Genomic DNA, 19,151 nt, shown 5'->3' on the forward strand with positions numbered 1-19,151 from the left:
ATCAATCGGTAAGTCGGCGGAGGGTGCGTTGCAGCTCCCGTTTCACCAGATCATCCTTTTCCACTTCGATCTGTGACTTGCAGAAGTCTATGATCTCCTGTTTTCTCCAGGATTGGGTGTACCAGCCCAAAGCTTCGGCCAACAGCTGTCTCAGGGTCTGATCGTGAGACTCCCTCATGAAACGGAAAAGGGTGTCGAGGTAGGCAGCCTGTTGGGAGTTGCGAAGTGCGGTGATGGTGAAACGATTGTTGCGCGTTTCTGTTGCCGGATCGAGCAGCCCTTTCATGTCGCTCTCCTTGGAGATGAGGATCCGTTCAAAATTGCCTCTTTCGGCTCTCCGCTCATCGTACCAGATTCCCTGCTTTCCCTCCAGTGCTTTGTCGTAAGCGGCTAGAGCCGCCTCCTTCTCATAAAGTTCAACTGCACCCTTCACCTGGTAACTGACCCGCTGTGAGGTTCCCGGCGCTATCCACATGCCGATTAACTCATCCAGAAGTTGGGGAGATTGGTTCTCGGAAGCGTCGATGGCAGCGAAGCGATTCAGCAGTTCGTAATCGTCGCGGAGCCCCGCAAGGATGGAGGATATGGCCAGATTATCTTCACTTTTTTTAATGAGGCGGTAGGCCATCAGCCTTGCTGTAGGCGAGGAGTCGCTTCTTTGGATCGAGAAGAGCTGCTCGGGAGATATGGCTCCTTTGGCAGCCAACCGCTTCATGGCCAAAGCTCTCACCTCCGGATGCTTATCCTTCAGCAGTTTTTTCCAGTAACCGGTATCATCCTTTTTGTGTGCCATCGCAAAGTTGAGTTTGTCGCCTCCCTCTCTGCTGGCAGCATACATATAGGTAGGGTCGCCAATCAGGTGCGATTCCAGGGTGAACTGCTCTTTTGCCCAGTTACCCACACTTACCCCCAACTCCAGCAATCCGATCAACTGGTTGCTCCAGATGTCCTGAAGCGTATTCACCGAGTTGGCCTTGACCACAACCGTATGCCCGGGGTTGAAGATGTAGTGCCCACTGATGTAATCCTCCAGGTGGAAGGAGCCGTTGAAGCAGGCGTCGAGCATGATGAAGCGGGCTGCCGGGGTGAAATTTTTCAGGTCATCAATATGGATATCCATAGCGGCGTCCGCAAGACTGTCCTTCAGCATGACTGCCGGATCGAACGCATTGTTGACCCAGGATTCCGGCACGTTGTACTTCTCGATGTAATACTGTTTGGAAGCGGTGGTATCTTTTGCGTTACGGATCTTGCCCCGGAAGAACTTGCGGGCCATTTCCAGCCATTTGTCCGCCATGATGGAATAGGGACTGGCATTGAGATATTGCGTGTCTTCCGCACCGTGGTGATGCAGGATGGCCAGATCGAGATCCTCCCTCTCCAGTTCGGCCATGAGTCGACCCTTTATAAATTCATCGTAAGTATGGTCGATGTAGTTGAGCTTACCCTTCCCGTTCGTCAAGACGGAAAATTGATTCGTAAGCGAGAATCGCTCATCGATACGTGCTGCCAGACTATTGGAGTGGTATCCATTTCCGGCAAAATAGGTGATCTGGGAGATTCGACGCGCTGAAGCTTTCTCCCTGACGGCTTTCTCAAGAAAAGTGCTGATCAGGTCGAACCGGCTTTTACCTTCATATTTGGGAGGTTTTATTCTTGCGGTATAAATTTCACTTTTTACCGTCTGGGCTCCCTTGGGCGAGAGACTATAGTAATGGAGGAGCGGTTGCAATGAGTCCTGTTTGAGATATTCGAACTGCAGGTCGAAATCGTCGTAGAACCGGTCTGAAGGTATGGAGGATTGATCCCAGGGACGTCGCTGATCCATCTTGAAGGCGGTGGTCAGATGTTGTGCGTCACGTATCATCGGTACAGGAATGTCGCCAATGAATACGGCCCCTTCCAGGTGATTGTTGAGATATAGTTGTTGCAGTTGAACCCGAATGGAGTCGGGAACATGCCATTTGTCCACAATGATCAGAGTCTCCAGTCCATCGGCTCGAATCGATCTGGCATATGCATCGATAGATGCTCCACAGTTTTCGCTGACAGCAGGGTCGACCACAATGGCGAATAGTCTCTGATGACTTTGTGGTGAAACATGAGACGAAGCCATCAATAGTGATAGGGCTAAAACAATCTTACAAATTTTCATTTTTTATCGCTTTTTGCTGATAGGTGTTAATACATAGTGCAAATATAGTTTATTTTTAAAAAGAATAATGCGGATTTTTGAATAAAATGTTGCTCTTCTTGAAAAATGGTTGATATTCAACGAGCATAAGTTCAGGTAGGAGAGAATGAAAAACGCTTCCCGACAATTCATGTTGCGGGAAGCGTTCCAGAATAGTGTTGTAGCGCACAGCGGAATCGAACCGCTATTCATTGCCTGAGAAACAATTTTCCTAACCGTTAGAAGAGTGCGCCGTTATGGTTTGACACTGCAAATTTAGAAATTTTTTTTTTGTAGTTGCATCTTCAACCATAATTTTTTTTATTTTTTTATTCGATGATTGTCGATGATTGCAGCAAAGGATCTCTGGCGCTTTTCATGGTCTGGAAAAACCGTGGCAGATCGAAAATCATGGTGTAGGCAGGGTATGAAACGATGAGGAAGATCTTGGGATTTAGAATTTGAGGTTGATGAAAAAATGTGTATTTTTGAGTCCGAGTTGATTCTTTTTCGGGGTGACCTACCAAACAAGCTTCTCTGTCAACAGCGGCTCGATGGGCGATGAAAAATTGTCCAAACCTGTAAAAATGTTATAATATGAAAAGCTTACAGTTGATCTCGATACTTTTTTTGGGTTTCCTGATGTCAGGGTGTGCCCCAAAGAGCATTCCGGTGGTTGTCGCCTCCTATAACATCCGCTATGATAATCCGAACGACGGGGAGAATGTCTGGTCTAACCGCAAGGAGCATGTCAAAGCCTTGATCCGGTTCCACGATTTCGATATTTTCGGGATTCAGGAGGGTATGATCAACCAGGTAAAGGATGTAGCGGAGCTCGACCAGTATGCATGGTACGGTAAAGGCCGCGATGACGGAGAATCGGCGGGCGAACATTGCGCCATCTTCTACAAGAGAGAGCGGTTCAAGCTGCTCGATTCAGGTGATTTCTGGTTAAGCGAGACTCCGGACAAACCTACCATCGGCTGGGATTCGAGAGTGAACAAACGGATCTGTTCATGGGGCAGGTTTCGCGACTTGACAACTAAAAAGGAGTTCTACTTTTTCAGTGTCCATTTCGATAACTTGGGAGCTGTGGCCCGTCGTGAGTCGGCAAAACTCATGGTGGCAAAAATTGGGGAGATTGCGGCAGATATGCCGGTAATTTTGGTGGGCGACATGAATTCGACTCCCGATACCGAACAGATAGCTACACTGGAGACCTTGCTGCGTGATACATATAAAGTATCGGAAACGCCGCCCTATGGTCCAGATAGGACGACCGGTGGATTTCAATATAATCCCGAACGGGAACGCCGGATCGACTCACTTGCCGTGGCACAGGCACAGCAGAGGGCTGGCGAGAACTCCGGCAACGCACTCCCTGCAGCTCCCCGTAGCAGAAGAATCGATTATATTTTTGTCAGCAACCCGATAAGGGTGCTCAATTTTGGTGTCATTACCGATTTTTATGGAAAATACCGTTTTCCCTCCGACCATTTCCCGATCGTTTCGAAAATTATCATCAACTGAAAATAAAACATTAATATGAAAATCTATTATGGCATATTGGCCGTTCTGCTAGTGATGGCTGGATGTGCAAAGCCTGAGACTCCCAACGGATTTATTGATGCAGATATCTTTCTCAACCCACCGATTGAATACCGCTCTGCCCCGTTCTATTCTCTTAATGACAAGCTGGATACCGCCGAAGTGATCCGTCAGGTCCGGGGCTTCAAGGAGGCTGGTTTTGGAGGAAGTTTCCTGCACAGTCGCGGAGGATTGTTGACCGAATACATGGGTTCCGAATGGTGGGAGGTGATGGATGCTGCTGTCCGTACATCCAAGGAAATAGGGATCAATGCATGGTTTTATGATGAGGATAAATGGCCCAGTGGCTTTGCCGGCGGCAAGATACCGCTTGTTTCTGAAGATTTTCATGCCAGATGTTTGACCCGTGTAGAGAAGGATGAGGAGGTAGATGAGATCGACTCGGTTTTATACGAGGATGACCGCTATAGGTACATTATTTACAAGGCCCGGATGGGGAACGGTTGGTTCAACGGAACCTGTTACACCGACCTGTTAAATTCCGATATGGTGAAGACATTTATCGACAGTGCCTATGCTCCATATCTTGAACGGTACAGGGCAAAGATCGGAAAGACAGTCCCAGGGATCTTTACCGATGAGCCCCAAGTTTCAGCAAGGGTATCGGGAGGCAAGGAGGGATCAGTAAGTTTTTCACCGGTGGTCATTGACAAGTTCAAGGAGATGCATGGGTACGATTTGCTGCCTGTAATCCCGATGCTGTTCGATACCATCGGAAATTACAGCAAGGTCCGTTACGACTATTACCAGACGATCTCTCGCTGCTTTGAAGAGAGTTTTGCCCGTCAGATCGGTGCCTATTGCGAGGAGATGAACACCATATTCACCGGCCATCTCAACGGGGAAAATACCTTCGAAACGACGATGGCCAATTCCGGCAATTCGATGATCAATTACCGGCATATGCAGATGCCCGGTATCGACCAGCTTGGGCTCTATTACCCCGAACTGAACATACCCAGGAGTGTGTCGAGTGTTGCCAACCAGTACGGTATTGCACGAAGGATGAGCGAGTCGTATGGAATTAGCGGCCATAATATGAATTTTGAAGACCGTAAGTGGTTGCTCGACTGGCTGACAATCAACGGCATCAACTTTATCGTGCCTCACCTCACCTCCTACAGCATGAAGGGGGAACGCAAACGCGATTATCCGCCAAACTTCAGTCCTGCTCAACCCTACTGGGAGTATAACAGCCTGTTTGAGGACTATTCAGCCAGAATCTGTTATGTGAATACCATCGGCAAGTACGCTGCCAACCTGTTGTTGATTCATCCGCTCGAATCGGAATATCTGGGAATCCGGAACAACAGTTTCAATATTTACAGTCAATGTATGACCCAGTTGCTGAAGAGTCACCGAAACTTTGATCTCGGCGACGAGCAGATACTGTCTGAGATTGCAAAGGTTGAGAATGGCGAATTGGTAGTAGGAGAGATGGCTTATAGGTTGCTGATTCTTCCCGGCATGCTGGTTGTCCGGAGCAGTACGCTCGACTTGCTGGAACGTTTTCATGCTTCCGGCGGGAAAATTCTGGTATATGGGTATTATCCCGGTTATGTAGACGGAGAGTCTAATCCCGATGCCGTGGAGTCGCTGAAAAGGATCAGTCGGCTCGTAAGCGAGGATGAGTTTGTCGATCTGCTTGATGGTCTCCTCCCTGCAGAATATGCCCTGAAAGGTGTCGACAGCGAAAATGTATGGACCCATTTCAGGAAGGTGGACAACGGGGGAATCCTGCAACTATCCAACACCTCCCGGCTCAAGGAGGTGGAGTGCAACTTGCAGTTTGCCGGGCCTGTAACCAATCCTGTCCTCTGGAATCCCGAAGATGGAGCCTCCATGAAACTGACCCCGGGGGAAGATGGAGAGATAAAGCTCCGTTTTGCGGCGACCCAGTCGTGGATCGTAACCTTTGGTGAAGCCTCGAAAGATGCTGATCTTTCCGTTGAGTATCGGATTGGGGGTGAGAAGACCGAACTGATACGCATTCAGAATGCATGGGAGGGAAAACGTCTCGACCCCAATGCGCTGACCCTTGATTTTGCCCGGTATTCCACCGACAACGGGAATAGTTTCAGTGATCCCGAGCCGGTCATCGGTATTCATCGGCGACTTACAAAAGAGCGGTACAACGGCTCGCTTATTTTGCAATTTGAGCCCCAGGTGGCCGATATTCCTGAAAACTGCTCCTTGGTGGTAGAGCAGTCACACCTGTACAACATTGCGGTTAACGGTAAAGAGATCCGTTTTGAGGGTGACAGCTACTACCGCGACCATGCATTACGTGTTCAGGATATTTCCGGAACATTGAGAAGAGGGAAGAATGAGATCACCCTGACGGTGAACTATACCGCTCCCGAGACGGGTAGTCTGAATGCTGTAAAAAGGTATGGGACTGAGATCGAGAGTATCTATCTGGTCGGCGATTTTGGGGTAACCGCTGTCCCTTCGTCCCTGCCGGTTGGTCGGTCCCATAAGTATCGGGATAAGACACTGGTGGAGAAGCCGGTTTACCGCATGGAGCGTTTCGAGATATCCAGTGAACGGAGCCTGTTCGACAATGATCTGGTGCTGCAGGGATATCCTTTTTATGCGGGGAGGTTTATCTTGAGCAATAGATTCAATGTTGAAAAGATTGATCCGTCGAAAAGATATCTCCTCTCATTCCCGGCGTTTGAATCGACTGCAGTAATTGTCAGGCTAAATGGAGAGGAGTTTGAACCGATGATCTTCAGTCCCTGGGAAGTGGACATAACCGGTGCAATAAGGGAGGGAGAGAACAGGATCGAGGTGGAGCTGGTCAATTCGTTGCGGAACCTGATGGGCCCCCATCACCACCGGGATGGTGAGCTGAAAAAGGTTGGCCCGGCCAGTTTTACGGGTAAGGCCGAGTGGCCCAACGAAGGGGGAGGTGAGGATAACTGGTACGATCTTCGCCTCAAGGGAAAAGCCACACTATGGCGTGATGATTATTGTCATATTCCCTTTGGCCTGCTTGGTCCTGTGGTGATCAGTTCGATTGCTGTCTTGTAAAATATCTTTCAAAATGTAAGGATAATTAAAAATATATCTTTAATTTGCATCCGTTTATTCACTTTTAGCGATATTTTAAAATGGAGAGTATGGATGCAATAACCCTGGAGAAGCTCCAGGCAGAACTGGATGCCCTTAAAGCTAAGGTCAACCGGCTCGAGAGTTCGCGTAAAGATCAGTTGTCAATTGCCATCGTATCAGGTGACATGGACAGGATATTGGCGGCCATGATCATCTCCCTGGCTGCGGCAGCAATGGACACCCAGGTGAAGCTCTTCTTCTCCTTCTGGGCATTGTCGGCGTTGCGCGATCCCCGGAAAAAGGCCGAGGGGAAGGATTTGATTTCAAAAATGTTTGGCATGATGCTTCCCAAGGGACGTAATAAGCTGAAACTGTCGATGCTGAACATGGGGGGGATGGGTCCCATGATGATCAAGAGCCTGATGAGGAAACAGAACGTGATGTCGCTTGACGCGATGTTCGAGGAGGCTGCCGCCTTGGGTATCGAGATCACGGTATGCGAGATGTCGATGAACCTGATGGGCTTCAAACGGGAAGAGATGATAGACTACCCCCATCTCCGTTTTGCTGGTGCCACCACCTTTGTGGCCGACGCAGGAGAGAGCAGCATGCAGTGGCTAATTTAAAAAGTGAAAAGCATGAGAGCAGAAGATTTAAAAGGGTTATCTGTGACAGCTTCGGTGGATGCACGGTTCTCAGCATGTCCGGGTCCTCTTTTGGAGGCCAAGAAAGCCATGGCTACCATCTCTCCGGATGATGTGCTTGAGATCCTTGCCGTAGCCGAGGGAACCCGCACCGATATTCCGAAATGGTGTGAGAAGCAGGGACACGAATATCTGGGTGCGATTGAAGAAGAGGGTTACTTCAAACTCTATTTGAGAAAACGGTGAACTTTTCTCATTCTATTCCCCAGCCGTAGTTTGGCTTATCTCCCATTTCAAGCTCCAGGATTCCACCTTTCAGCAGATCGGCTGCCGGAAACCTGAAGCTGGTCAGCGGTCTGCCATTCAGTCTGGCCGACTGTACATACTTGTTAACCCACATTGCAGCTAACCGGAGCTAATTCCCTGTATCCCTGCGTATATATTTTTTTCAAGGTTCAATTGGGGGACTACAGATTTTTTCCTGATAAATGGTTTTTCATCGTATCCCAACACCTTATATATGATTCTTACTTTGGATTCAGGGAGTGAACATTTTCTAATCGACACACACTCTTCATCGGTATTTACCATGTGCGTTGTCACCATTTTCTGCGTGTTCATGATCCGGACAATCTCTCTCCACTCATGGGTAATCCCAAATTGTTTCAGTTTGAAACGGATCGTGCTTACCAGCTGGTAGGCCAACAGCCCGAGGTGAAGATGAGCCATTGTCGCCTCATCCGTTTTATGAAACACGGGACGCAGGTTCAGATCAGTCTTCAGGCAACGAAACGTCGACTCTACTTCTCTTATAGTGTTGTAAATCAGCCAGGTGATCTCCTCTCCATGTACCGACAGGGAAGTACGCAAGAAGTATTCCCCATGTCTTGATTCGCTCTTTGCCTCGATTCTCTCCCAGGATATGGATGTGGCATGAATCCCCCTTTCGTCGGGCTCCACATGGATCTGATACAGGCGGTGTACCGAAGGGTATTTTTCCTTTAGCCGGCCGATGCGTTCCCACACCTTTTCAAGCTTTTTGGTGCCTCCTTTCTTTTTCAGGGCTTCGGCTGCCTGGCTCAGTCCACATTCAAAGGCCCGCGTGAAACGGTTTTCCATGGACGCTTCCTTGAGACCCTTGCTATAGCTCTTCACCTTGTAGAAGCTGTCACTTTCGCCATCCACTTCTACCTGACTGATCTCGATGAGCTGGTTGGATTTATCCCGTATTTCCACAGGGGAAAGGCTTGTTGCACGGTATTCTTTGAGTTTACCCCGTGAGACACAGATGTAGTCGAAGGATTCCTCTTTCAATATCTTCAGGTTATCATTCGTGGCGATGCCGGCATCCATGACCACCACCTGCTTTTTATCGGATCTCCCCCTATGGGATTTCATCTTGTCAAGAATATATTGCAGGCTTTCAGGATCAGTCATGTTGCCTTCAAAGATTTGTGACTCCTTCAGGAAACCTTCCGGGTTGACCACCACAGCCAGCACCACCTGTCTGGCATCGTTACGCTTTTCCTTGCTGCGCCCGAACTTCGCTATCCGGCTCTCTCGCATAGCTCCCTCGAAGTAGGTATTTGTCAAATCATAGATAATGATCTTGTCATCCAAGGAAAAAAGATCGTTCGTACGGTTGGAAAAATGACGTTCCAGGCCATCCTTCTCATCATAAAGCCGGTGAGCCATCTGGTAAAGCTTATCCTTGGTGATGGCCGAAGGATCAACACCGGTTAGTTCACAAAGCGCCGAGTTCTCCTTCAACCAACGGCTGGTTTTAAACTCCGATGCGGGGTAAACAGCCCGGGCGATGATCTGTGTTAAAGCAAGGGCGATATCTTGTTTCTCCCAGCCGAAAGTCTCAAAATACTCTGGCAGGAGCAATTGGCGGCAAGCTTGAAGGCAGAGCCATTCGCCACCAACCTCCCGAATATCGCTGTTCGTTGTCCTGTCAATGTACACCTGCTCGATACCGGCTGCCTTCTTTTTTGCCTTTTCTATCTTTTGCGCTTCATGGAGTAGTCCCACGTATTTCGTGCACAGGGCTTCCACCTTGTCATCACGAAGCGATGAGATGATGAATGTTTTGCCCTCGAAGTAAACCTGGTTGATGCGTTGACAGAGAAAGGGAATCTTTTCAGGTGGAAGAACTGATTCCAGGTCACCCAAAGAGAGCAGCGTGCGATTACGGATGAAGCGGCCTTCCCGGTAGCTCTCACACAACCGGTAATGGGTATACTCATGGCCCCCATCCTTTTGCTTTATGCTTGTCTTGAAAAACATACAACGCAAAAGTAATCAAGGGATACGTTTTTTTCAACATCAAATGGGGGACTACATTCGTGTTTTAAAATAAACCGACATTGAATATCAGCCTGATACAAAAATTCATGGTCATCAAACAGACGTAAAACAAGCGGATTTAACGTAAATAGAGGGTAAGTTTAACTTCTATTTATAATCGTGCTGCAATGTGGGTTAAGACGTGAGGCACCATTTGCCTTGATGGTAAATTGCCGCCCACGGCCGTAACGGTTATCGAGATTGATCACAACCTTTTCATACAAAGGGCTGGCAATCTCATACACCGGTTCCGTGCTGCATCCTCCGTCCGTCTGAAACAGTCCCAGTGCAGCCATGACGAACCAGGCGCTCATCTGCCCCTGGTCCTCATCGCCAAGGTAAGCATCGCCCGCGCCATAACCATAGTACCGTTCCAGGATGGATCGGCTCCATTTCTGAGTCTGCCACGGTTCACCCACCCAGTTGAAAAGAAAGGCAAAATGCATGCTTTGCTGGTTCCCCTGTACCACCGGAAAGTCGCCATAACGTTCACCGGGAGCGTTATACCGCCAGATTTCACTTTCACGGAATCCTTCGGATAATCTGCTCAGGAAACGATCTCTACCGATTGTTCTTGCCAACTCCGGGACATCCTGCGGAACAAAAAATGTAAGCTGCCAGGCATTCCCCTCTACGTAATGATGATTGGCCCCTGTCACGAACGGGTCGAACTCCTTTTCGAATGAGCCGTCGCTTTTGCGTAAGCGGGCAAATCCGGTCTCGGGATCAATGGTGTTTTTCCACCATGTGCCGCGGTCGGCAAAATAGGTGTAATCCTCTTCCTTGCCCAGCGCCTTGGCCAGCTGTGAAACTGTCCAGTCGTCGAACGAATACTCCAGCGAGTTAGAGAACCGGCCAAGATCGGACGGTACATACCGGTAGGTCAGATAGGCTTCGATATCGCGGTTTCCGGCAAGTCCGTCTCCAATTTTTTGGGGCATTACAGTCTGCATCTTTTTTATTGCCGAGTACATCTTCTCCACATCGTAATCGCGAATTCCCATCTGATAACTGCTCACCATCAACGGGATCTCATGTTCGGCAACCATCACGGGGATATATTCCATTCCGGCGGGACCTTTGGCCAGCATGCCGTTGGCATCGTACATCGCCAGTTGAGATTTCACCCACCTGCTGCTCCATTCCGGAGCGATCAGGTTCCACACCTGGTTCAGGTTCCAGAACGTATTCCAGAAGGCATCGCACCCCAGTGCAACTTCATTGGCCGGATCCTTGAACTGTTGTATCTGCTCGGTGGCATCCCGCCACCTGCCGTCCACGTCACTGAAGGTGTTGCGGCAGAATGCCCGGTACATGTTGGTATAGAAGCGGCTCTTCTCGCGACCATCGTTTGTTTCAATCACTACTCGCGACAAGATATCGTTCCAGCTCTGCCTGTTATAGTCTCTCACTGCATCGAAGCTCCATCCGAACGGTTTCGTGATCTCTTCTCTCAGGTTGTGTCGCGCCCCCTCCATATCGACGAATGAAATTCCGGTTCTTAACTGGACCACCGGATCGGTTGTTGTATCAAACTCCACAAAACAACCCATCCTCCCCGGGTTCAGCGCTTTCACCTCCTTGATGTCGTTGAGAATGGAGTCGTTTATCCATCCGCCAAAACGGCTGATCGGCCTGTCGAATTCAACGGTGAAATGGAGGGTATAGTCCTGGTTGTCATCTTCAGACCATACCTGTCTGGTTTGCTGAACGCTGTACCCCTCGATGGTGTGGTCGTCAACCTGTCTGACGGATGCATCCAGGATGGCGTACCGGTACTCGGCGGGTATCATCAGGTCGATCATCACCCGGCCATCTTTCTCCTGTGGATAGGTATATCGCTGGAAGCTGCAACGGGTGGTAGCCGTAAGTTCGGCTTTGATACCGTAGTCGGTCAGTTTTACGGCGTAATAACCGAGCGAAGTCTCCTCGGTGGCTTTATCGATCGCGGAACGGTAACCTTCCGGATCGGGTTCCCGCTGTCTCTGATCGCCAACTCTTGTTTTTAATGCTCCGTTAACGGGCAACATTCCCAAACCGGCCATTGTCCATTCATGGATGTGGCTGAATAGACCCACACTCTCGATTGAAGGATCGTAACCGGCTTGCCAGCCCGCATTCTCGTTGTCGGGACTGAGTTTTACCATACTGAACGGCATCCAGGGCCCGGGAGCGATCATCCATCGGGAGTGAGCCGTTCCCATGTGAGTCTCCACATAATCGGCCGGGGTGACGATCTGTCTAGGGGAGCGGATAATTTTCCCCCTTTCAACTGGCTGGCCGTTTACCAGTACCTCATATTCGCTCGTTTTCTCCTTACTTACTGCAGGCATCGGCGCCTCAAGGTTGTACCGCCCTTTTTCAAGCCGTTGTTTCAGTATTGTCTTGCCATCCAGCTTGACGGTCAATTCAGGCAGACCCTCCAGGTGTTCCACATCGATCAACAGGGGCTGGATCTTGTCGTTGAGCTGATAATCGGCGGCAGTTACCTCCCGGAGATAGGCAAAACGGTTCAACGTTTCCAGTCCGGCCGATGTTGGACCCTCCAGCCGGATATCGTCGAAAATCAGCCATGATCCTTCAATGATCTTCAACTGGATACGGTTTGCACCGGACTTGATGATATCTTCCAGGGGCACCTCGATGGTACTGGGTGCAACAGCGCTGTAATCACCCCTTAATGAAGCGTCGCTCTTCCCTTTTGGCAGATTGTATTTAAATTGATGGCCGTTGGCCGTGATTTTGAGCAGCGGTGGATTTTCACTGTGAGTATCCAGAAGATCCACGATCAGTTTAAAGCCGTTGTAATTTGCGCTCTCTTTTATCCGGAAAAGGATGTTGAGCTCCTGGGTCCGGATACCGGACATGTTGACGGAGCCTGCCCACGCATCGGCTGTTCCGGGAAGAACATAGGGAAAGTCGTTTTTCGGATCCGACAATCCAATGATATAAAATTTATCCTCCCAACCGAAATCCTCTTTTAGAAAATCAGCATAGTTGTCGGGAGCCAGTGCAAACTCGGCAGCGCTGTTGTCCTTTTCGCCTATCTTCCATATGGTTTGAGCCTGGACAAGGGTGACTGCCGAGATCAGACAAGATAAAACGACTCTTTTTTTCATTTGGAGAATGATTGAGGAACATTGTTTACTTCTCAAGGAGCCAGTCTGTGTAGTGTCCATCCCTCCTCGGTCTTGTGATGAACCAGTCTGTCGTGCAGTCGTCCCGGACGACCCTGCCAGAATTCAATCGTGGTAGGGTGAAGGATGAAGCCTCCCCAGTGGGATGGGCGAGGAATCGTCTGGTCAGCAAATCTCTTTTCAATGGAAGCTTGAAACTCTTCCAACTCTTCGCGGCTATCCAGTATCCTGCTTTGGGGGGACGCCCAGGCACCGATCTGCGCTTCACGAGGGCGTTCGCTGAAATAGTTGTCTGAATCCTGATCGGCAAGCTTTTCCACCCCTCCTTCCACCCGAATCTGGCGCTCAATGCCGTGCCAGTCGAAAACAAGTGCGGCGAATGGATTTTCTAACAGTTCTCTCCCTTTGCGACTAAGGTAATTGGTGAAAAAGACAAAGCCGTCATGGTTGACCTCCTTCAACAGTACAACCCTGGCTGAGGGCTTCCCGTCTGGAGTGCATGTGGCAAGAGTCATTGCATTCGGCTCCGGGACTCCTGCGTCGATAGCTGCCTGCAGCCACAGCTGAAACTGTTCAATTGGGTCGGCTCCCATCTCCGTTTCATGCAATTTTCCGCTTCTATATTCTTCCCTGAATGCATGCAGGTTCTTCATCGGCGATAATTTATCCAGTATAAGTGATTTGACAAATATACGTCATGCATGCCCAATCTGCAGGAACAGTTTAGTTAATAAATGCTAATGGGTTTTTCTTGTAACCCTGCCAAACCCGATAAGAGAGAGTATTTTACTATCTTCGCACAGGATTTAGAAAGAGTATTGAATGATAAAGGTTGAACAGGTGTATAAAAGCTTCGGCGATCTTCAGGTGCTGAAGGGGATTGATCTGGAAGTGAACAGGGGGGAGATCGTATCGGTTGTGGGACCCAGCGGCGCAGGAAAAACGACGCTGCTGATGATAATGGGTACGCTCGAGAAAGCCGATGCGGGAAGGATACTGATCGACAATAACGATCTGAGCAGATTTGGAGAAAAGAGACTGGCCGACTTCCGCAACCGGAACATCGGGTTTGTTTTTCAGTTTCACCAGCTATTGCCGGAGTTCACTGCATTGGAGAACGTGATGATTCCGGCCCTGATAGGCAATGTCAGACAGGGTGTGGCCGAGAAAAAGGCGAAGGAGCTCCTGACAATCATGGGACTCAGTGAACGGATGGAACATAAGCCGTCGGAACTCTCCGGCGGAGAAAAACAGCGCGTGGCGGTGGCCCGTGCTCTGATCAACGATCCTGTGGTGGTGTTTGCCGATGAACCTTCAGGGAGTCTTGATACCGACAACAAGGCAGAGTTGCATTCGTTGTTTTTCGAGCTTCGTGAACGGCTGAACCAAACCTTTGTTGTGGTCACTCACGATGAGCAACTGGCTTCGATTACCGACCGGACCATACATATGATGGACGGAAGAATTGTGGAAAAGATCACGGATCAGAAATCAAACAGCAATAAATTAAATAATCTATGAAACTTAAATCATTTTTTATGGTAATGGCAACGACCGGATTGATACTCTCCTGTACTCCCACCGAGCAGAAATCGGATGTCGATTCAAAAAACCTGGGGGAGGCTATCGGGAAGTCGAAGATAAAGGTTGAGAACGGGATAATGACTCCCGAAGTTCTCTATAGTTTCGGCCGTATCGGTAGTGTCGAGGTATCGCCCGACAAGTCAAGGGTACTCTATCAGGTTACCTATGTAGATATCAAAGAGAACAAGACCAATACCGAGCTCTTCGTGATAAATACCGACGGGAGCGACAAAAAGCAGTTGACGGTGACCAATGCAAGGGAGAGCAACCCGCAATGGATCTCGAACGGGAAGAAGATCGCGTTCCTGAGCAACGAAAGCGGATCGTCCCAGATCTGGGTGATGAACCCCGACGGGAGTGGCATGAAGAGAATCACCGATGTGGAGGAGGGGATAGACGGTTTTATCTTCTCTCCCGACAATAAAAAGGTGTTGTTTATCAAGAGTGTAAAGAGCTTGGAGACTGTAAAGGAGCGCTATCCCGACTTGCCTAAGGCATCTGGCCGGATCGTGGATGACCTGATGTACAAGCATTGGGACAGCTGGGTGGAACAGATACCACATGTCTTCCTGGCTGATGTCAGTGATGACAAGCTTACAAACATTGTCGACCTGCTTCAGGATGAGCCCTACGAAGCTCCCATGCTGCCGTTCGGGGGGATTGAGCAGCTGGCCTGGAGTCCCGACGGAAAGACCATCGCATACACCTCACGAAAGAAAACCGGCAAGGAGTATGCCCTTTCCACCAACTCCGACATCTATTTCTATGATGTGGAGAGCGGAAAGACAACCAACATGACCGAAGGGATGATGGGATACGATGTGAATCCCCAGTTCTCGCCCGACGGGACGAAACTCGCGTGGCAAAGCATGGAGAGGGACGGGTATGAGTCCGATAAGAACCGGCTGTTTGTAATGGATCTGGCAACGGGTGAAAAGAATTACGTGACGGAGCATTTCGATTACAACACCGATGCCTTCGTCTGGAATACCGATAACAAGACCATCTATCTGGTGGCCTGTGTCGAGGCCAAGACACAACTCTTCTCTGCCGATATCCAATCGAAGGAGATTACCCCCATCACCAAGGGTAAGCATGACTACGCTACGGTTGCCCTCGGGAACGGGAAACTGATCGCAAAACGCCATTCCATGTCGCAACCCGACGAGATATATGCCGTTGAACTCTCCAACGGACAAGCCACAGAAATATCGTTTGAGAACAAGCACATCCTGGATCAGTTGACTTTTGGTGAAACGGAAGAGCGCTGGATAAAAACTACCGACGGAAAAGAGATGCTTACCTGGGTAGTCTATCCGCCCAACTTCGATTCAACCAAGAGCTATCCGGCGCTGCTCTATTGCCAAGGTGGTCCCCAGAATACGGTAAGCCAGTTCTGGTCGTACCGTTGGAACCTGCAACTGATGGCAGCCAACGGCTATATTGTGGTGGCACCCAACCGGCGTGGAGTTCCCGGATTTGGTCAGGAGTGGAACGAACAGATCAGCGGGGATTACGGCGGCCAGAACATGAAAGATTACCTGTCGGCCATCGATGCTCTGGCCGAGGAGCCATTTGTCGACGAAACCCGTCTGGGTTGTACCGGAGCAAGTTACGGTGGTTTTTCCGTCTACTGGCTTGCGGGCAATCATGAGAAACGGTTCAAGGCGTTCCTGTCGCATGCTGGTATCTTCAACCTGGAGGCGCAGTATCTCGAAACTGAGGAGATGTGGTTTGCCAATTGGGATATGGGTGGTCCATATTGGGATAAGACCAATGCGACAGCACAAAAGACATATGCAACTTCGCCGCACCGTTTTGTGGACAGGTGGGATACTCCTATCATGATCACGCACGGTGAGTACGATTACCGGATCCTGGCTTCGCAGGGGATGATGGCATTCAATGCCGCGCAGCTCAGAGGTATTCCTTCACGGATGCTGATCTTTCCCGATGAGAACCACTGGATCTCCAAGCCGCAGAACGGCATCCTCTTCCAACGTGAATTTTTCCGTTGGTTTGATCAATGGTTGAAGCCATGAGAGATAAACAGTGACCGAATTCGCGACTGATACGAGAAAAATAGAAAAAAACGGACAAAATATTTGCAGGTTCTAAAAATATAACTACCTTTGCACTCGCTATCGGAAACGATGCGCAAACGGTGTGGTAGTTCAGCTGGTTAGAATACCTGCCTGTCACGCAGGGGGTCGCGGGTTCGAGTCCCGTCCATACCGCCAGAAGCTCGCTATAACGGCGAGCTTTTCTTTTTTTATTGATACAGAGGAGATATCCTCATCAGCCACCTGCTTCCCCAAAAAAGGTGACACCACCGCATAACGGATGCCTGCCAATGATATGGACCGGTTCCCGGTTGAGCATTTCTCGTAATGGAAATTTTCATTTTTTTCAATTGAAATTACTAACTTAGCCGGGACACAGAGTTAAGCATAAAAGCTTATTTTTGTGTAATATGAGAAAACAAAGGACACATTTTGACAAGGCATTCAAAGAGAATGCGGTCAAACTCAGTTTAGAACGCAAGAATATTTCCGAGCTTGCACAGGAATTGGGTATTGCCCCTTTTCTTTTATATCGTTGGCGGAAAGAGTTCCAGCAGAAAGGGGAAGCCAGTTTCCCCGGACACGGAGTCCAGTCATTAAGTGAAGACACCAAAAGGATTGCTGAACTGGAAAAACGTCTTGGTGAGGCTGAAACGGAGCGGGACATATTAAAAAAAGCTTTGAGCATCATCTCCAAGAGAGATCGTTGATCTATCTCTTTATAAAGGAATACAACTCGAAACAATGGACGATCGAGGTGATGTGTAAAGTATTGAAAGTCCCCAGGAGCAGTTATTACCGCTGGCTTAAAGATCCGGAGGGCAAACGTAAGCGCAAATATATGGAGTTGGACGAAAAGATCAGAGATGCCTATTTTGCTGCCAAAGGACGCAATGGAAGCCCCCGGCTGGCGAAGGATTTGCAGGTATCCGGAATTCCTGTTTCGAGAACCACAGTAGCATGCCATATGAAAGAAATGGGCTTGCGCAGCAAACTCTCGAGACGATTCAAAGTGACGACGGATGCCTCTCACAACTATAAGGTTGCTCCAAATCTGCTGAATCGCAGGTTTAATCAGAATGAGCCTGTAAAAGCGTGTGTCTCTGACCTGACCTATATTCCGTGTAAGGATGGATTTCTTTATCTGACCTGTGTGCTGGATCTTTTTGACCGCAAACTGATCGGATGGTCCATAAGCGATCATATGAATGCATCCCATACCGTAGTCCCTGCCATAAGGATGGCCAACAGGAACAGACCTTTTGGAGAAGGAATGATATTTCATTCTGACCGGGGCATCCAATATGCCTGCAAACAAACTGTAAACCTGTTGAAATCCTTGAAGCTGGAGCAAAGTATGAGTGGAAAGGGAAATTGTTGGGATAATGCAGTGGCTGAAAGCTTTTTCAAAACTTTCAAATCTGAATTGGTCTATGGTACCAAACTCAAAACAAGAGAGCAAATGCGCTTGCATGTATTTGAATATATTGAATCCTGGTATAATCATAAAAGGAGATTCTCAGCATTGGGTAACTTAACCATTGATGAATTTTGGGATCAGTATAATCTTAAAAAAGAATCAATTAAAAATGTCGCTTAACTTTTTGTCTCAATTAAGTTTGCAAGTCCAAAGATTAACTTTCGGCAATAGTAATTAATCATTACTTTTGACCTGATTGAATACCGTCGGTGCTGCCAATCAAGGTCAGGATCTTGTCGGGGGATCTCTTTGTAGAAATACCCAATGCAGATTCTGACTTTTGCGGACGGCAGCCAATATTCATATTTATTTATGCAGTTATTCAGAAAAACTTGTTACATCCTGGTTTTGACGACTGTTGTTTTAGGTTGTCAAACCTCCAGAGGCATCGTCAACAGGGTTGAGGGAGATAGCCCTGTCAGATTTGGTCTTGTTGCAGACATTCAATACTGTGACTGTGATACACGAGGAAGCAGATACTACAGACATTCATTGCAAAAGCTGGACGAGTGTGTAGATCATCTGAATAGGGAAAAAGTAGAGTTTACGGTTAATCTGGGTGACCTGGTAGATAGGGATACCCCTCACAACTTGGATTCAGTACTCGTGAAATTTAAAAGACACCATACTCCGGTATATCATACAACCGGTAATCACGATTATGGGGGGATACAAGATAATGGTCAACTGTTCAGGTTATTGAACATGCCCGATGAATATTACTCTTTTAAGAGAGGTGGGTGGCGATTTATCATGCTGAATACAAATGAGATAGCGTCATACTCGAATGTGGTTGGCACATGGAGGGAGAGTGAATTGGAAGAGATCAATAAAAAACTCAAAGAGTTGGGTCACAATCCTGTAGAATACAACGGAGGTGTCAGTAGCCGCCAGTTACAATGGTTGCAAAAATTGTTGGTTAACGCTAAGAAATCGGGTGAGAAGGTAATCATATTTTCGCATCATCCTCTAGATTGTGTGATCGGTTTGACCTCATGTAACTAGCAAATTTACAATGTACAAAAAATGGCAATGTTGAGTGTACAACTTTTGGCA

Annotated in this window: 14 protein-coding genes and 1 tRNA gene; 10 read left to right on the forward strand and 5 right to left on the reverse strand. The window is 48.5% G+C overall.

Annotated elements, in window-relative coordinates; genetic code table 11:
• Position 1: 1 nt before the first annotated feature.
• Positions 2–2,155 (reverse strand): HEAT repeat domain-containing protein, encoded by a 2,154-nt coding sequence (locus ING2E5A_RS04720; RefSeq protein WP_154670033.1) that lies wholly within the window; start codon positions 2,153–2,155, stop codon positions 2–4.
• A gap of 615 nt (positions 2,156–2,770) precedes the next feature.
• On the opposite strand from ING2E5A_RS04720, the gene ING2E5A_RS04725 reads away from it, so the two are divergent.
• The 4 genes from ING2E5A_RS04725 (at position 2,771) to ING2E5A_RS04740 (ending at position 7,728) form a co-directional block, all read left to right on the forward strand.
• Positions 2,771–3,703: an endonuclease/exonuclease/phosphatase family protein gene (locus ING2E5A_RS04725; RefSeq protein ID WP_071136414.1), complete on the forward strand. Its 933-nt coding sequence runs from the start codon at positions 2,771–2,773 to the stop codon at positions 3,701–3,703.
• A 15-nt stretch (positions 3,704–3,718) separates the two neighbouring features.
• Positions 3,719–6,817 (forward strand): glycosyl hydrolase, encoded by a 3,099-nt coding sequence (locus ING2E5A_RS04730; RefSeq protein ID WP_071136415.1) that lies wholly within the window; start codon positions 3,719–3,721, stop codon positions 6,815–6,817.
• Between the two features lie 89 nt (positions 6,818–6,906).
• Positions 6,907–7,464: a DsrE/DsrF/DrsH-like family protein gene (locus ING2E5A_RS04735; RefSeq protein WP_197678525.1), complete on the forward strand. Its 558-nt coding sequence runs from the start codon at positions 6,907–6,909 to the stop codon at positions 7,462–7,464.
• A gap of 12 nt (positions 7,465–7,476) precedes the next feature.
• Entirely contained in the window at positions 7,477–7,728 is a 252-nt protein-coding gene (locus ING2E5A_RS04740) for a sulfurtransferase TusA family protein (RefSeq protein ID WP_071136416.1), read from the forward strand.
• Between the two features lie 7 nt (positions 7,729–7,735).
• Here ING2E5A_RS04740 and ING2E5A_RS15245 read toward each other — a convergent pair whose 3' ends face one another.
• From ING2E5A_RS15245 to pdxH, 4 genes are all read right to left on the reverse strand, one after another.
• Positions 7,736–7,882 (reverse strand): glycoside hydrolase domain-containing protein, encoded by a 147-nt coding sequence (locus ING2E5A_RS15245; protein ID WP_154670034.1) that lies wholly within the window; start codon positions 7,880–7,882, stop codon positions 7,736–7,738.
• 5 nt (positions 7,883–7,887) lie between these two features.
• Complete coding sequence (locus tag ING2E5A_RS15680) at positions 7,888–9,771, reverse strand: IS1634 family transposase (RefSeq protein WP_071136417.1); 1,884 nt, start codon at positions 9,769–9,771, stop codon at positions 7,888–7,890.
• A 161-nt stretch (positions 9,772–9,932) separates the two neighbouring features.
• On the reverse strand, positions 9,933–12,950 hold the full coding sequence (locus ING2E5A_RS04750) for a GH92 family glycosyl hydrolase (protein WP_071136418.1): 3,018 nt from the start codon (positions 12,948–12,950) through the stop codon (positions 9,933–9,935).
• A gap of 32 nt (positions 12,951–12,982) precedes the next feature.
• On the reverse strand, positions 12,983–13,621 hold the full coding sequence (pdxH, locus tag ING2E5A_RS04755) for a pyridoxamine 5'-phosphate oxidase (RefSeq protein ID WP_071136419.1): 639 nt from the start codon (positions 13,619–13,621) through the stop codon (positions 12,983–12,985).
• Between the two features lie 169 nt (positions 13,622–13,790).
• Between pdxH and ING2E5A_RS04760 the strand changes: the two genes are divergently transcribed.
• The 6 genes from ING2E5A_RS04760 to ING2E5A_RS04785 all read left to right on the forward strand — a co-directional run bounded on the left by ING2E5A_RS04760 (position 13,791) and on the right by ING2E5A_RS04785 (position 19,100).
• Positions 13,791–14,489 carry an ABC transporter ATP-binding protein gene (locus tag ING2E5A_RS04760; protein WP_071136420.1) on the forward strand — a complete coding sequence of 233 codons (699 nt, stop codon included), beginning with the start codon at positions 13,791–13,793 and terminating at the stop codon, positions 14,487–14,489.
• A 17-nt stretch (positions 14,490–14,506) separates the two neighbouring features.
• A complete protein-coding gene (locus ING2E5A_RS04765) occupies positions 14,507–16,594 on the forward strand; it encodes a S9 family peptidase (RefSeq protein WP_154670103.1) in 2,088 nt (695 codons plus the stop codon).
• A gap of 121 nt (positions 16,595–16,715) precedes the next feature.
• Positions 16,716–16,792 (forward strand) — tRNA-Asp (locus ING2E5A_RS04770).
• Between the two features lie 233 nt (positions 16,793–17,025).
• Positions 17,026–17,325 (forward strand): transposase, encoded by a 300-nt coding sequence (locus ING2E5A_RS04775; RefSeq protein ID WP_071136422.1) that lies wholly within the window; start codon positions 17,026–17,028, stop codon positions 17,323–17,325.
• Positions 17,322–18,215 carry an IS3 family transposase gene (locus ING2E5A_RS04780; RefSeq protein WP_071136423.1) on the forward strand — a complete coding sequence of 298 codons (894 nt, stop codon included), beginning with the start codon at positions 17,322–17,324 and terminating at the stop codon, positions 18,213–18,215. The genes ING2E5A_RS04775 and ING2E5A_RS04780 overlap by 4 nt, the downstream gene beginning before the upstream one ends.
• 192 nt (positions 18,216–18,407) lie before the next feature.
• Positions 18,408–19,100 (forward strand): metallophosphoesterase, encoded by a 693-nt coding sequence (locus tag ING2E5A_RS04785; RefSeq protein WP_161941954.1) that lies wholly within the window; start codon positions 18,408–18,410, stop codon positions 19,098–19,100.
• The last annotated feature ends 51 nt before the right edge of the window (positions 19,101–19,151 follow it).

This window comes from Petrimonas mucosa (genome assembly GCF_900095795.1).
Taxonomy (GTDB): Bacteria; Bacteroidota; Bacteroidia; order Bacteroidales; family Dysgonomonadaceae; genus Petrimonas; species Petrimonas mucosa.